Origin of the sequence: Streptosporangium sp. NPDC005286, assembly GCF_040607515.1 — a bacterium.
Taxonomy (GTDB): domain Bacteria; phylum Actinomycetota; class Actinomycetes; order Streptosporangiales; family Streptosporangiaceae; genus Streptosporangium.
This window is the reverse complement of sequence record NZ_JBEXGU010000017.1, coordinates 1-14,485: the sequence shown is the minus strand read 5'-3', so window position 1 is coordinate 14,485 and position 14,485 is coordinate 1. Positions and strand designations below refer to the sequence as shown.

Sequence of the window (14,485 nt, the reverse complement as noted above, 5' to 3'; positions counted from 1 at the left end):
ATGACGGCGCACCCCTCCCAGGGCCAACATCGTCACGCCCGTTCATGGGTTCACCACCCCGCCCCGCTGTCTGTGGCCAGGCCAGAGCAGCACGGGGGAATGGTTGAACAGAGTGGTGATCAGAGAGCCGTCCGCGGGAAACGAGCAGAAGACCGACAGCAGGAACGTCGGCGGCTTCAACCAGCAGCCACCACTACCCAAGCGGCCGAGCTGGGTGACCTGTCCCCACACGAGATCAACGGCACGATGTCCGCGCTCGTGTTCCTCGCCGGGGACCGGAGTGATCCGGAACGGCTGATCACGATCACGCTCGAAAGCCAGGAGATCCCCCAGGCGAAGATTCTCCGCAGGCCGCACCAGCGCCCCGGCAGCCACCCCAGGCGAACGAACCGGCAGCATCAGCGACCTCCCGCCAGATGCGGTCATGCCGGGTACGCCGCTCTCTGCTCCGGCAGCGGATGGATCTGCCGCAGCTCCGCGTACCGCAGGGCGACGCGATGCGCGGCCTGGTTAGGTTCGCTCACCGGGTGACGGGCGTAGACAGGGCGGTACTGGCGGGGGTTCCAGCCGGTACGCCACCAGAACTGATCCCCGCGGCACCACACGATCAGATCCACCCAGACCGACACGAGCGCCAGCCCGTACCCGTCATGCACATCAGCAGTGATCCCGTACCGAGTCAGGGCCTCACGGAGCTCTTCGGCAGCCCTTACCGCTGTGTCGTCGGGGAAGGTCGCGGTCACGGCTTACTCCCTTCTCCACGTCATTCGGCGAAAGCTCTTGGTGGGTGGACATCGGTGAGCGGAACCCGGAACCGTGTCCCTTGGCGCTCTCCAGCGCCAGGGGACGGGACTGGTGTGGGGAAGCGGTCCCGAGCTGGCACGTAGGCCACCGCTCGCCGATGCCATGGCCGCATCATAGACATGCAATTCTATAGAACACCATAGAACACAGCAGTATGTTCCGCTGGAGTGCCCTCCGCTACGGGCTTCTACCGTGTGCTCATGACCGAGTTGCGCGATGATCTGCCCAGGTGGCGACAGGTACGAGACATCATCGTCAAGCGCATCGAGGCCAGCCAGTACAAGCCAGGCCAACGCATCCCCTCGGTCGTCGACCTCACCCAAGAGTTCGGCATCGCCACCCAGACCGCACAAAAGGTCATGAACGCCCTACGCAAGGACCGATGGATCCGAACCGAACGCGGCATGGGCAGCTTCGTCACCACCGCCGAGGAACGCACCGCGGAGCCCGACGAGGCACCCGAGTAGCCACTACAGCCTCAAGATCACCGGAGTCTGCTTACTCCGGATGAGAAGTTTCTCTACGTCTTTAAAGGCGGCCCGCTGCGCGGCCCGCCGGGCGCGCCGGGCGGCAAGCGTGCCCGGCTGCGGCTCTTCGGCCGGTCCGGGCACGCACCGCCCCGCGCACCCGAGGGCCAGCAGAAGCCGCCAATAAGACAGCGAGAGTCGCTCCCTATGCTCCTCGTCATGCCAATTGGGCGCTGGCCACCTGTCATCTGTCCCGCCGGACACCGTCACGGAGATCTCTCGACTACGGCATGCCGAGAACATCCCCCTGGTCATACGGCTTCCCAGCAAGTTCCCGCCGCCCTGGCTGAGCTAGGGGTGGGCCATCACACCGATAAAGGTTCCGATCGCGCTGTGGCTGTCCACCGCACGAGGTTAAGGGCGATCGAAGGTCCAGGGCTCGTTCCTCACCCCGGCCCACCGCCCGACCATGGCTGACATGCGCACCCCGCTGGCGCCAGGGACTAGGCCCCATAGGATGTGCGGCTGTGCAACGGCTTGCGCTCTTCGACCTGGGCAACACCCTCATCGACCCAGACCAGGCGTCCCGAAGGTGGGTTGCAGAGTTCGCCGAAGAGTGTGATCTCGGGGATGAAACGGTGGAGTGGTTGATCTAGCTGGACCGGTCAGGTCATCCGTATTGTGAAGTGTTCTTCACCAGGGTGCGCGAGTACTTCGGGCTGCCGGATTCGGTAGACGCCCTGTGGAGTCAGCACCGCAAGCGCATGCCCCACCTACTGCCGCCCCGAAGCCCTCTACGGACTTACGCATCCAACCATGTCCGCTCAATCTTCCAGTAATTTCAGTGCGCGAAACAACCGTGCAAGCTCTGGATTGGACTCAGCGAGCCGCCACAGATCGAGTTCTAGGAGTCGCTCAGCAACCTTCGGCGGCTCCGGACGCCGACGCTCTCCCGGCAGGATAAGTCCGAGGGCGGTTTCAAGATCTGGTTCAAGGATAACGAGTGTAATCCTTGGTCCTTGGGTAGTGGCGGCAGGGGAAATAGCTCGTTCCAGATCGAGTCGGACCTCTGCTGGCATACCGTCGCCATCAGCGATGATCACTATTTCTTTGGCTTCGGGAAACTGATTGAGCTGCACTTGCGCTACAAGCGGAAGGTTGAGGCGCCCCATCGCGGGAATAACCGAGATCATTTTTTCGGCGTAATGCTTACGTGCCAGAGTGGAAATGATACGCGCATCATAGTAGCCTTCAACGATAACAACCAGCTTTTGTGATGTCAGAGTTTGTGCGGCTGGATCCGGCAAAGGAACATAAGGTGTTCCTTCTTCTGCAGCTGCCCGGAGCTTGAGGTCGAGCGCTTTCTCGATTCCGACTCCGTTAGGCCGAGCTACCTTACGCATGTCGCTGCCATCGAACAGGATTAGATTCAAGGTCTTGCCCGCCACAAGAGCATCGACTGCATCATTTGAGTACCCAGCCATGCTAATGAACACCCCAAGCGTTCCGATCAACTTCCCGTCGACTTTGCCGCGGAATTGGTAGAGCGTCGATGCGGGAATGGGGTCTCTGGTCCACTTGGCTTCAAGCAGCATTGGCCTGCCATGATGAAGAAAAGAGCCGTCGATCTCTTCTCCTATCGGCCTGTATCGGGTTCTCGGCTCCATGCCAGCCGCTGCGAACATCATGTAGAGCACTTGCTCGAACTGGTTGCCCCGACGCTGCTTATCGGCGCTGCTACTGTTGTCAGGCATAGCGTCAAGAGTCGCAAACAAAGCCTTCCAGACGGCATTGTGGCTCTCAGTCACGCACTCTCCCCTTTACTGAAGGCTACCGACCTTACATGGGCCGAACGGATTGGGGTATCCGTTTCGCATATTTGATCCCCCTGAGTGGCATGAAAGAGGCGATTGGAGGGGATCGCTGCTGGTGGTTGCGAAAGCTCGGAGGGTACCCGCAAACCTGGCGTCGGATATACGAGATCACAGTCCAGTGCTGCGGTACGCGCCGCGAACATGTGGTCGCCAACGCCCCACTGAGGGAGCGTCACGTGAGTGAGCATCTCGCGTACCTGCTCCGGCTTCTCGACGATCGTGTCCTCACTCGTAATGAAGGGGCCTCCATCGTTCCCTGTTCCGCCTCTACAGCGGGTTAAGTTTTTCAGGGTCAGTCGCTGGTGTTCGATCCCGGAAAGTGGTTGCGATGACGAGCGCCGCTGCGGCCAGGAGGTGCCATCGGATCATCATGGTCGCATCCGCGAGGTGTTCGCCGCCCGCGACGATGAGAACCGCCACGAACCCCTCGAAGGTGGCGAGGAGAAGGAACGCACCGATCCCCAGTGCGACTCGGCGCCGCGTCCGGCCCGCCATGACGCCGCCGGCCGCCGCGGCCAAGGCGATGAGCACGATCAGCACGCCGTCCACGTCGGCCTTGCAGGACCACGCCCCGGGTTGCTTCCACAGCATCTCGGCGCAGGCTGCGAGACCATCAGAATGCCGCCGCAGCTTACATGCGTTGTAAGAGCGCTTAAGACACGAGTTCATCGAACCTTGTCTTGAGTAGCTGGAACTCGTTCGGCTTGAGCTCTAAAGGATTGAGGCTTGCTTCGGCCTCTTCGACAAGTTCGCGCAGGTCTTCATCATCGAGGGCTAGTACGAACCCTCGGTAGTCGAGCGCGGTATCACGGCACCGCTTCTTGAACAAATCTTTGTTCCTGAAGCCTCTGCAGGCCAAAATACCAATCTGGCCTCTGAGCGGACTAAACCTGGACGAGATCTGATCGAGCTCGGGGTTCTCTAAGTCCGTTCCGTAATTCTTGCATTCCACAACAAAGTAGCGGCAGGGAACCCGCTGGATTCGGAGCCACTGGAAAAATCCACTTGATGCTACGTTGGTATATGAAATATCGACCCTCTTGCGGCCTTCGTGGAGCTTCGCTTCGATCTTAGGCTCAGACAGCGACGGATAGAAAAGCGCGGTCAATAAAGCTTCTACGGCGTGATGATACTTAGTCGCGTGCGCGGTTCCAGTCGGGACAGAGAGGACATCATCGAGAAGTTTGGGAAAGTCGGGCAAAGGGGTTGAGGTGTACGTACTTAATTCCCGATGACCTAGTGGCCGTGAAGAGACTGCCTTTTTCTTTTCACGGTAAGCTTCAAAAATGCCCGTACGTTGGAGGCTTAGGTTTGTGACGACAGACTTCCTGTTCGGATAGCGCTCCTCTAACACTTTCTTGGTGACATATCTTTCGCCGTCCTTCATTACTTGCACCAAACGGCTTCCCGGATTTGCCAGCTCTTCGGCTTGCAGATTAGGGAGTAGATGATGCCGGTAGTACTCATCCCGGTCGAGGTGGGGGCGGTAGCGGGCTATGACTTTCGGAACAAGCAACAGCTTTCCATGGGAGGCGACAGGGAGCATGGCAAATCCGGTTTCCCACTCCTGGCGATGTGGATGCCAGACCGGCCCTGAGGGAACCTCCGTAAGTGGGATGTCATGGTAGTCGCACACCGATTGCGTGTAGGCAATAAGCATCCCACGTATCACGTTTGTCGTGATGTCGGAAACGATATCTGGCCCAATCTGGTCCACGAAAATTGATGCGTCTTCGAGGTCTTCCAGAAGACCACTATGGATAGCCCTGCTGGATCTAAGGCTCTCAATGACCTTTTCCGCCTTTTTGGCGCCCAGGCCCCGCCCCTTAGATTCTCCTATCGACCATCCAAGGTGGGTCTCGTTTGGTTCGCTCAGATTAAGGAGGAGATAACGCAACCTCTGCAAATCTCCCATTCTTGCTGCGTCAAGGAGGGAGTCGAAAAATGTTGTGATCATTATCATGCATTGCTGCCCCCAATCGTCGTCGACATAGCGAATAGCGGCTGGCTCGATAAAAACGCTGACGTCATTGACAGTGTCAATATCGACAAAGTCAAGCGCTGGTTGAGTTCGTCCCAGATCGAAGAATTCCGATACTCTCATCCTCTTGTCCTTCCGTTGGAACGATCTACGCATGAGGTATATCCGCTTCTGTAGGTCTGGCGTTACGGTGGCGTCAAGGTGTTGTGAGGTTCGGTGGGGATACGGAAGCTGCCCACTCGTCGCATCCACCTCATGGTGGAGGCCTTGGGTACGCCGCGCTCCGGCTGGCCCCGGCCACGCTGTGCCGCGTCCGCGTCCACTGGACTGGCTGCTCCGCTGAGTGTGAACCCACGAACCGGGGCCGGCGTCTCACCCACTATCAGGACGCTGGTTCTGGGAGTTACCCCATGCGCTACTCGCGTCGCCACCGCCTTATACGCTGCCGTGCTCGCGGCCGGCACGCCGACATCTGCGAGTTTCAGGTCACGCCCGAGGCCACGGACACACCGATTCCGATCGAACCCGGACCGTGCACCGTCCCGTAGGGAGAGTCGGTACGGTGGCAGAGGGCAGCGGCAGCCACTAGCATGGTGGGTCGGCAGCGTCTGCGCCTGCCCGCGCCGAACCGGTCCCGCCTACGCCGCGACCGGTAAGGAGGCCAAGGGTCACCGACTCGCGCATGATCAGTCCTCGATCAACCGAGCACTTCGTGTCGTTGACATCGCTGGGCGGTGAGGGCGTGGGACTTCCGCCGGACAAGGACAAGCGATGACCAAGGACAAGGCCAAGAAGACCGACATCCGCGAGCGGATGGATCAGACCGGCGAGCCGTACAACGTGGCCCGCCGCGCTCTCGAAGGGACCGCTCCTCCTCCCCAGACGGGATCCCATGTGATCGCCGACGAGGAGACCCGCCGCATCGCGGAGAATTTCCTCTCCTCATCGCCCTGGAACGGCGATGTGACGTGGGACAAGATCGTGATCGGGCCGTACGCGGAATGGTTGAGCGACGACAAGGGGAACTTCGCCCCTTCTACGAAGCTCTCCGAAAGTGACAGATGGTCCTGGCGGGTGACGTTTGTCGACCCCAGCGGCAAGTCCTGTCAGCTCATCCACGACTCCGTTCTGCACGGGCTCCGGGAGCTCGTCTACGGTGACGAAGAGAAGACGGGGATCGCCGGCTTCGAGCTGCTCAGCGTGAAGCAGTGGTTCACCGAACCTGCCGTGGATCGTCGCAAACTCACTTTGAGCGACGGCGACAGCTCGCGCATCTGCCAGCACGCCCTCTATGGGCGCCAGGTGTTCCGGACGAACGACCACGTGTTCGGGGCGACGGACTACTTTGCCGAACAGCGGACACCGCCGACCGAGGATTGATCTCTGTCAAGCGATCATGCCCACCGTCTCGCCAGTGGGAGTGCGGTGGGCATCCCCTGTTCTGTGACTCTGCGGGGTCACTTGATCAAGGGGGTGGCACTGGCAGGATCACCGGCTCGTACCCCGCAGTGGATGATCTGACAGAGCACCACATGAACCACCCAGTCTCGCTCATCGTGGTCGATCCGGAGAACCGCGTATGGGCTCGGCATGGAAACGGGACACTCGCCGTTCTCGACGAAGAGCAGGACACCGTCATTGCGCCCTCGCACGCCGGCGGATACCAGTACCCCGTCTTGTACCGGGGAGGCGAGCGCACGAGGCCCTGTTCCTGCCCGAAGATCCACCGTTGCACATCCACACCCACACCGTCCGGCCACGATTGCCGAAGGGACCTGAGCGCGAAGTTCCTCCACGCCGGGGAAATCTTGCGTGAGAAGAGCCAGGATGACGGCTTGCTCCTCGGCTGACAGATGGCGTTCGCTGATCGACACATCGTCAAGGTATCGAACCGGGTACGCGGGATATGTGCGGGATGATCTTCTGTGGGCGATGCTAAGAGGAAGGTTCCTGCCCTGCTCAGAGCCCTCTTGTTCTCTCGGGACGTAGCCCTCTTGAAAACCGCTATGCCTCCGGCGGGGGCACTCGACTCCGGGATGATCGCTGGTACGCGACCATAGGGCCGTTGTGGCTGAGATGGATCTGATCATCCCGTCTGTCTCGACCCAGGCAAGCCCAGCAGGCCATTTCCTCAGGCTCAAGCCCGTCTGTGACGGTTGGCATCCCACGAGCGAGGAACGGCGACGGGTGAACGGACACGCGAAGACGGGCTTGCCCCTCCGTTGCCGGCCTGCTGCCGCTTCGCGGTGGGACGAGGCAGACGAGATGATCAGGCGGGCAGAAGCATGCACGGTGCGTAACTCGAACCCTGCGCGGGTTGCAGTTTGGGTACCGGTTTTCATCCCCCAGAGTCATGATCGCTGTCTATGTCGGTCACGTTCTCTACTCTGACCACTCTGAGAGCGAGGAGGGATCTACTGTATGGCGATCTGGTGGGTGAATCAGGGGGACACCTTTGATCAAGAGCAAGCAGCCGGGATCCTGTGGGCGCCCAAGGTCGACAGGAACGGACGCCGCAAGTCGCACTGGAACACCATGATCGAGGTGCGCCCCGGCGACAACGTGATCCACTACGCATCCAAGGTGATCGCGCTGAGTGTAGTGACGGCCGCAGCAGTCGACTCCCTTCGACCGGATGACTTGTCAGAGAACTGGGATCAGGACGGTCGACTTATACGGACGGCTTACCGACAGGCGACGCGGCCAGTCCTGCTGGAGGAGATCCCGCAACAGTGGCGCACAGGCCACTCATCACCCGGCGGTCCGTTCAACTTTAAGGGTGGCGTCAACCAGGGCTATCTCTTCCGACTGGACGATGACTTTGGCGACCGATTCATGCATCAGTTCGATGAACGGTTCGCCGACATGCCCGTCGTGCTTCCCGCGGAGGCGAACGACAGCGCCACCAACCTGCTTCGGCGACTCCTCGGCGAAGAGATCACCACCGTCACTGGACGCCGCAACCGCATCCTCGCTGTACAGCCTCCCAACGTTCGCGTCGCAACCGATCAATCACCAGATGGCCAGCTCGTTCCCATCGCAGACCTACAGGCTGCGCTCACCACGCTTCGGACTCAGAGCAGCGTCACGATTCACCCCAATGATGTGGGCTATCGGAGCGCCTTCATCGGTGCAGTGCTCCTCACCCTCCCGGGAGTCGAGCTGAGGCAAGGAACTCCCCCCATCATCGCTGTGCGCCCTCCTGATGCACCTGCCACGGTGGAGCACGACCGGGAGAGCTTCAGCTACGAAGGCGATTTGGACCGACCGGTCACCGCCCCCCAACGCGGAGAGCAAGCCCGCTTGCGCCGCTTACTTTTTAGATCAGACACCGTTGCAAAGTGCGCCCTATGCGGCGATACCTTGCCCGTGCGGTTCCTGGTCGCCGCTCACATCAAAGTACGAAGCCTTTGCACCGACGAAGAGCGCCGTGACCTCGCACACATCGCAATGCCAGCGTGCCAGTTCGGTTGTGATGCCCTCTACGAGACGGGCTACATCTCAGTGGATCAGGACGGAAAGATCCTCGCAGCGACCTCGGAGAGCAATGACCTACTCGCAACTCGACTCTCAAACCTCGCTGGCCGGGCTTGTCTGTCGTTCACCGAAGAGAGCCGCCACTACTTCGAATGGCACTACCTAAATCGTTTTCGCAGGTGAAAGAGATGGCCCGCTCTTGCGCATCAGCGGACTGGACGCCAGCGCCGCTTGTCCCACCGTCACAGACAACGCCTCTGGTGGATGGCCTCCAGCTCCAGGTTGATGCCGCGCCCACTCGCCTGCCTGCAGTGGGTAGCAGGCTGCGGACGACTCCCTTGGACATCTACTGGACCAGCCCTTCCCGCGGAATTTCGGCTATCTGGAATTTGCAATACAGCTCTCCAGTTGAGCATGCGACAGGAAACAATCACCTCCGCAATACGAGACATGCCCGCGGCCGTGACATACAGTTCCGGAATGCCGCCTCGACCTGTAGGACGGGTTGCCCGTGTCCGGATAGTGCCACCGGCGCAACCAAGCATCTTCGACACACCGGCCGAACGACTACTCAGCGTCCTGCAATCAGGAATCCGCACTGTCTGGTACCGGCGCATGTGGCGGATAGGCGGCGTCGATACTCCCAAAGGCTATATACGCGGACGTCTCGGATGCGAAACCGAGATGGGCACAGACCATTGGGACGACAGACAGCTGGACTTCATACCGGAAACCCTTGCTGCCGGTGTCGCATCGCCTTTCGTGATCCGTCTCTCCGATTTCGCCGCAGTCTTCCAGGTGAGATCACCCGTCATACGGGTCGCTTCATTTACGGGAGCTCTTCGCGCAATTCTCCGCGAGCAGATGGACGAACAGTGGGAAATATCCTCTCCAGCGAAAGAGAAATCATTCGAGGAGTGGAGGAAAACAGTCGACAAAATTATCCGCCTGAGCGTTAGGTTGGCTCCTCCGTCGAGCGACGAAGGGGAATCCGAAACCGATCAGCTCATAACAGAGATGCGCCTGGACTCCGCGAGCCTAGAGCTCAAATCCGAATCCGGAATCGAAACCAATGGAAGTATCGCTCAACAGATACTGGATCATGTCGATCGCGGGCATGTCCAAGCGTCGGCGACCGGGGTGCGTGAGAACGGAGAAGTCTCAGTAGAGACCGTATGGGATAGCCAACTCCACGGAGAAAGCCTGATCACCACTATCGCCGTCGACCAAAAAACGGGTGAAGCCACCTTCGAGTCACTGTTCGAAGAGGTGGAAACCATGGAGCTTGGTGAGACATTCTGACCGAATGGCGAACTGCTCAATGGTCGCCTTTAGTCCAACCGTGCCGCTGGCCGCGACCTAGCCTTCAGGGTCACCGAGGACCGACCTGTTGGTTTTTCCTTCAAGTTGCTTCGGGTGATCTGCATCCACTCAGGCGGATAGTTTCCGAAATTCCATCAGGGTTAAATCAGCTCGCATCTGCGCCTTCTGTCCGAATTTTTCAACTTCACTAGCTCTGTCCGCCTGAATAGCCGATTTCTTTCAGGAGGACAGCGGGGGTGCCTTGCGTGCTGAACCTCGGTATATGTCAGAGGCGTACCGTCGTTCGGATACGTCGATCTTGTCGTGGGCAGCCTCCACCAGGTCGACCTCAAGGGCGGCGGCGAGTTGCACGAGGTAGTTCAGCACATCAGCCAGCTCTCCACGGATCCGGCCCAGCGTCTCAGGGTCTGGGCGCTGGGACTCCTCGGGAGTCAACCACTGGAACTCAGCCAGTAGCTCTCCTGCTTCGCCGGCCAAGGCCATCGCCAGATTCTTCGGGGTATGGAACTTCTCCCATTCACGCTCCGCGCCGAACCGGCGAAGACGCCCAGCGAGTTCCTCAAGTTCTGTCGCCACAGGTGTCGACTTTACCGCCCCTGTCGTCATTGGAACTCACAATCGATACCCGCAACAGGAGCTGACGGAAACCGATAATTGTCGGTGAACGGCGTTACGGTACGTCTCACACCAAGCATCACCTCCGTCTGGATGGCGCCACTTTGTGAAGGAGCGGCTTTCGTGGCCTCACGCTGTCTGTACCGGGCAACTGCCGGCGACCTCGCCAACGTCATCTCCGCAGGACATCTCATCAGGGAGCTCAGGCGGAGCTTCGACGAGCTGATCGGCGGCAGGCTGGACGACAGGGAGGTCGAATCCTGGCGCAACAGCATCCCGACGGTCGTCGAGTTGCTGCTGGAGGCGGGCTTGGCCGAGGTGCAGGTGCTGGTGGAGTTCAAGATTCCGATCACCGACGTGCGCATGGACCTGGTGCTGGTCGGGTCCCATCCGGGCAACGGGCGGATGTCGGTGGTCGTGGTGGAGAACAAGCAGTGGGAGTGGGTGCAGCCGGATCCAGGCTCGCAGATGGTGCACGCTCCCGGGGCACCCAACAGCAACCCGCGGCTGCATCCGGTCAGGCAGGTCTGGGACTACCGCCAGGTCCTGATCGACTACATCCCCCTGCTGAAGCAGTCAGCCGAGGTCTCCTGCATCGTCAACATGCACAACGCCACCGGTGAGACCCTGGCGACGATCCGGCCCTCCGCCATGGGCCTGCAGTGCGATCCCCTCTATGCGCGGATGTACGGCAAAGATCACCGCGAGCAGTTCAAACGCGCTCTTCGCACCGCCTTGGCCCCCGAGAAGGCGGCCCACTACACCCAGGAGCTCCTGGAGGCTCCGGTGCTGCCGACCGGAGGCCTGATGGCGGTGGTCAGCGAGAGCGTCTGCCACCGGTCGGTCTTCCCACTGCTGGATGAGCAGCGAGAAGCCTACGACTACGTGCGAGGCGCGGTCACCAGAAGCAAACAGGGCGCCCCCAAGGAGGCCGTCGTGATCGTGGGCGGTCCCGGCACCGGCAAGAGCGTGATCGCCGTCGAGCTGCTGGGCGCCTTGAACCGCCAAGGCGTGCGTGCCGTTCACGCCACCGGCAGCAGATCATTCACCCAGACCCTGCGTGACAATGTTGAGAGGGTCGACCCACGGGCGCGGCGCAGTTTCTCCTACTTCAACAGCTACACCCACGCCACCACCAACGACTTGGACGTCCTGCTGTGCGATGAGGCCCATCGGCTGCGCGAGACCTCCCGCAAACGCGACACCCGCAACGGGTACGACGACAACCGTCAGGCACCACCTCAGGTACAGGAGCTGATCAACGCCGCACAAGTCCCGGTGTTCCTGCTGGACGAACACCAGCTGGTCCGCCGCGGCGAGGTGGGCTCCGTCCAACTCATCCACGACACCGCCACGGCGATGGGAGTGAAGGTCCACCAGATCGACCTGCGTCACCAGTTCCGCTGCGGCGGCTGCCCCGAATACGTCACCTGGATCGAGAACCTTCTGGACCTGGGCTCGCAGCAGGGTCCGCAGCGGTGGCTGCCGCTGGATACGTTCGAGCTGTACGTGGCCCGCACCCCCGCCGTGATGGAGAACTTCCTGCGGACCAAGCTGACCCAGGGACACACCGCTCGCATCGCGGCCGGCTTCTGCTGGCCCTGGAGCGAACCCCAGCACAACGGCGCCCTGGTCAACGACATCAAGATCGACGACTGGCACCGCCCCTGGAACTCCAAGGCCGACCGGACGGTCAACGGTGTTCCTCCCTCCAGCCTGTGGGCCACCGACCCGGCCGGCTTCGACCAGGTCGGCTGCATCTACACAGCCCAGGGCTTCGAGTACGACTACGCGGGCGTCATCTTCGGAAAAGACCTGACCTGGACCGAACAGGGGTGGAGATCCGACCGCAGAGCCAACAAGGACACCGCAGTCAACGTTGCCCCCCGCTTCGACCAGCTCGTTCGCAACACCTACCGGGTTCTGGCCACCCGCGGCATGCGCGGCGCCGTTCTGTACTCCGAAGACCTCACCACCAACCGCCTGTTCGCCAGACTCGGTGTGCCCGTCCTACCGGAGTAATGACCACTGGCCTTTTCCCAGATGAGTGACGCGCCGTACGCGGGTCCTGCGGCTTGCCGGCTTGGGAAGCTCACTCTCATCCACTGGTCTACAAGCGGCACAACGGGATGTTACGGCCCTCGCGCGGCTCGGACGGTACCGCGCGATGGCCATCTACGGCTTCACTCGCCCTTGGCCGCCTTGATCCACTTCGTGAACTCTCGAACTAGGTCCAAGATGAACGCCCGTCCCGCCTCCCGGAACGGCAGATAGAGCCACACCGGCAAGGACAACACGATGATCACTAACATCGGTAGGACAAGGACGGCAACGATGAGCGTGCGCTGCCAACGCGACAAAGGCATAAGCATGGGTGGTCCCTCAGACGACCGAAGACAGGGGAATCCCCACCAGGACGTGGGGCAGATCCATACAGGCGGCTACCGCACGACCAGCTACGAGAGGGAACCGAGACCCTTAACGGTCTCGGTCCGATGGAACGCGAAGTACTTCTCGCTATCTGCACTGTGTTCGGCACATCGCCGACCGGCCAGCTCCTCGGCGATCTTTCCCAGATCCGACGGATCGGTCTCCGAGATCGAGGAGCGGATGATGCCCTCGTTGTCAACGTAGACGTAGCCGTACTCGAACAAGGCATCGCAGCCTGCCAGGCAGGCGCTCATCACGTTGTTCAAGTCCAGCCGCTCCGTGTGGCTAGCGCGCGAGCGAAGCTTGATGTGTGCGAGACGCACCAGTTTCCGCGGCAGCGTGCGCCCGCACAGAGCACAGGTCAACAGGGGGTGCATGCCGAACTTCATACGACGTAGCTTCTGCTGTTCGCGCCGGCCGAGCATCATCCTGACCACGTCGGTGGATCCATCAATCGTCAGAAGTCCACCAAGCTCCAGGGCATCCTGCGGATCAGTGTCCTGGCGTATTCCCGCGAGCGCCAGTACGGCGTCAGAACTACTAAGGACAGCGGTTCCCTGCTTGTTGGCCGACATCCGAAGCGCCTCCATCGCATCAGCCGCCAGCATGGATCCGGTGACATCGGTGTCGTCGCTGAGAATGTCGACATCCACCCGCTCCGGATAGACGTCATCAGGCCAGAGCGATGAATCATCGAAATACAACGGCCGGGTGATCTGACCAACGACGACCCGTTGTAGGTGCGCGTCGCGCCATCCCTGTACGGCGACGCGACTGTTAGGGCCGCGATGCCCGAACAGAAGGTAGTCACCGACTTCAAGGGAGGCGATGGTTTTCCGGCCGCCGGCCTTGTCCAGCGTGGCGGAATGCCATCCCCAGACGCCGTTGTCGATCCCGATGGTGAAGTTGGTGATCGAGTTGCGTGGGACGTAGACGTACGCAGTCTTGCTCATGGAGCAGACTCCTCACTTTGCGCTTCCGAAGAAGCGAAGCAGGCGCTGCGGCGGTGAGCGGGTAAGGCTGATGAGCCACAGCAAAGTGATCATCACCTTACCGCAGACCACGCATCACGAACCAGTCGCTCGGCTCGCGATCAGTCCAGCCAGTACGGCACCAGACCATCAAGGCGACATGGTGGCCCTACGGGTGCCGATTAATTATCTCGCCAGGTCAAGCCGCATGTCAGTACTCCTTCAAGACTCCTCGAGTCGATCATGTTGGCGGATGTCGAGCGGCGTGATAGAGGCTTGGTTGGTGCTGGGATCGGGAAGTGGCCGAAGCCGAGTTGTCTGCCGGAGAGCCCGGTGCGGCCGATGCTCGTTATAAACGATCTCGAGCTCGCGCAGCCCATGGAGAAGATGGTGGTGGTTTCAGATCAAGGTCCGGTCCAGTAGCTCCTGCCGGCAGGTGTGGAACTAGTACTCCAGCCGCAGATCGTGAGGCCGAGCAAGTTCGTGCGCATGTGAACCTGTAGGCCTAGGGCCACAGGTTCGAGGGACGGCCACCGCTGTGAC

The 14,485-nt window shown here is 60.7% G+C and carries 13 protein-coding genes; 5 read left to right on the top strand and 8 right to left on the bottom strand.

Going from position 1 to position 14,485, the window contains the following annotated elements; translation table 11 throughout:
* Nucleotides 1-42: 42 nt before the first annotated feature.
* Entirely contained in the window at nucleotides 43-399 is a 357-nt protein-coding gene (locus ABZU75_RS09210; RefSeq protein ID WP_355551163.1) for a hypothetical protein, read from the bottom strand.
* A 23-nt stretch (nucleotides 400-422) separates the two neighbouring features.
* Nucleotides 423-743 (bottom strand): hypothetical protein, encoded by a 321-nt coding sequence (locus ABZU75_RS09205; RefSeq protein WP_355551161.1) that lies wholly within the window; start codon nucleotides 741-743, stop codon nucleotides 423-425.
* A gap of 261 nt (nucleotides 744-1,004) precedes the next feature.
* Between ABZU75_RS09205 and ABZU75_RS09200 the strand changes: the two genes are divergently transcribed.
* A complete protein-coding gene (locus ABZU75_RS09200) occupies nucleotides 1,005-1,271 on the top strand; it encodes a winged helix-turn-helix domain-containing protein (RefSeq protein ID WP_355551159.1) in 267 nt (88 codons plus the stop codon).
* A gap of 824 nt (nucleotides 1,272-2,095) precedes the next feature.
* Here the strand turns inward: ABZU75_RS09200 and ABZU75_RS09195 are convergent.
* From ABZU75_RS09195 to ABZU75_RS09185, 3 genes are all read right to left on the bottom strand, one after another.
* Nucleotides 2,096-3,079, bottom strand: a complete 984-nt coding sequence (locus ABZU75_RS09195) for a restriction endonuclease (protein WP_355551157.1) — start codon at nucleotides 3,077-3,079, stop codon at nucleotides 2,096-2,098.
* Nucleotides 3,080-3,412: 333 nt separating this feature from the next.
* Nucleotides 3,413-3,736 carry a hypothetical protein gene (locus ABZU75_RS09190; protein WP_355551155.1) on the bottom strand — a complete coding sequence of 108 codons (324 nt, stop codon included), beginning with the start codon at nucleotides 3,734-3,736 and terminating at the stop codon, nucleotides 3,413-3,415.
* 61 nt (nucleotides 3,737-3,797) lie between these two features.
* Nucleotides 3,798-5,249 carry a hypothetical protein gene (locus tag ABZU75_RS09185; protein ID WP_355551153.1) on the bottom strand — a complete coding sequence of 484 codons (1,452 nt, stop codon included), beginning with the start codon at nucleotides 5,247-5,249 and terminating at the stop codon, nucleotides 3,798-3,800.
* A 648-nt stretch (nucleotides 5,250-5,897) separates the two neighbouring features.
* Between ABZU75_RS09185 and ABZU75_RS09180 the strand changes: the two genes are divergently transcribed.
* The 3 genes from ABZU75_RS09180 (at nucleotide 5,898) to ABZU75_RS09170 (ending at nucleotide 9,905) form a co-directional block, all read left to right on the top strand.
* On the top strand, nucleotides 5,898-6,506 hold the full coding sequence (locus ABZU75_RS09180; protein WP_355551151.1) for a hypothetical protein: 609 nt from the start codon (nucleotides 5,898-5,900) through the stop codon (nucleotides 6,504-6,506).
* Between the two features lie 1,041 nt (nucleotides 6,507-7,547).
* The gene (locus tag ABZU75_RS09175) at nucleotides 7,548-8,786 is read left to right on the top strand and encodes a hypothetical protein (protein WP_355551149.1); all 1,239 of its coding nucleotides are present in this window, start codon (nucleotides 7,548-7,550) and stop codon (nucleotides 8,784-8,786) included.
* 501 nt (nucleotides 8,787-9,287) lie between these two features.
* Nucleotides 9,288-9,905: a hypothetical protein gene (locus ABZU75_RS09170; protein ID WP_355551147.1), complete on the top strand. Its 618-nt coding sequence runs from the start codon at nucleotides 9,288-9,290 to the stop codon at nucleotides 9,903-9,905.
* 240 nt (nucleotides 9,906-10,145) lie between these two features.
* Here the strand turns inward: ABZU75_RS09170 and ABZU75_RS09165 are convergent, their stop codons facing one another.
* Nucleotides 10,146-10,502, bottom strand: a complete 357-nt coding sequence (locus tag ABZU75_RS09165; RefSeq protein WP_355551145.1) for a nucleotide pyrophosphohydrolase — start codon at nucleotides 10,500-10,502, stop codon at nucleotides 10,146-10,148.
* Nucleotides 10,503-10,664: 162 nt separating this feature from the next.
* Between ABZU75_RS09165 and ABZU75_RS09160 the strand changes: the two genes are divergently transcribed.
* Nucleotides 10,665-12,563, top strand: a complete 1,899-nt coding sequence (locus ABZU75_RS09160; RefSeq protein ID WP_355551143.1) for a DUF2075 domain-containing protein — start codon at nucleotides 10,665-10,667, stop codon at nucleotides 12,561-12,563.
* Nucleotides 12,564-12,724: 161 nt separating this feature from the next.
* On the opposite strand, the gene ABZU75_RS09155 is transcribed toward ABZU75_RS09160, so the two are convergent.
* Entirely contained in the window at nucleotides 12,725-12,913 is a 189-nt protein-coding gene (locus ABZU75_RS09155; RefSeq protein ID WP_355551141.1) for a hypothetical protein, read from the bottom strand.
* 84 nt (nucleotides 12,914-12,997) lie between these two features.
* A complete protein-coding gene (locus ABZU75_RS09150; RefSeq protein WP_355551139.1) occupies nucleotides 12,998-13,924 on the bottom strand; it encodes a hypothetical protein in 927 nt (308 codons plus the stop codon).
* Nucleotides 13,925-14,485: the final 561 nt, after the last annotated feature.

Coding starts and splice junctions, on each gene's coding strand:
- ABZU75_RS09210 (WP_355551163.1), bottom strand. CDS start 399: ATGCTGCCGGTTCGTTCGCCTGGGGTGGCTGCCGGGGCGCTGGTGCGG.
- ABZU75_RS09200 (WP_355551159.1), top strand. CDS start 1,005: ATGACCGAGTTGCGCGATGATCTGCCCAGGTGGCGACAGGTACGAGAC.
- ABZU75_RS09190 (WP_355551155.1), bottom strand. CDS start 3,736: ATGCTGTGGAAGCAACCCGGGGCGTGGTCCTGCAAGGCCGACGTGGAC.
- ABZU75_RS09185 (WP_355551153.1), bottom strand. CDS start 5,249: ATGAGAGTATCGGAATTCTTCGATCTGGGACGAACTCAACCAGCGCTT.
- ABZU75_RS09180 (WP_355551151.1), top strand. CDS start 5,898: ATGACCAAGGACAAGGCCAAGAAGACCGACATCCGCGAGCGGATGGAT.
- ABZU75_RS09175 (WP_355551149.1), top strand. CDS start 7,548: ATGGCGATCTGGTGGGTGAATCAGGGGGACACCTTTGATCAAGAGCAA.
- ABZU75_RS09170 (WP_355551147.1), top strand. CDS start 9,288: ATGGGCACAGACCATTGGGACGACAGACAGCTGGACTTCATACCGGAA.
- ABZU75_RS09155 (WP_355551141.1), bottom strand. CDS start 12,913: ATGCTTATGCCTTTGTCGCGTTGGCAGCGCACGCTCATCGTTGCCGTC.
- ABZU75_RS09150 (WP_355551139.1), bottom strand. CDS start 13,924: ATGAGCAAGACTGCGTACGTCTACGTCCCACGCAACTCGATCACCAAC.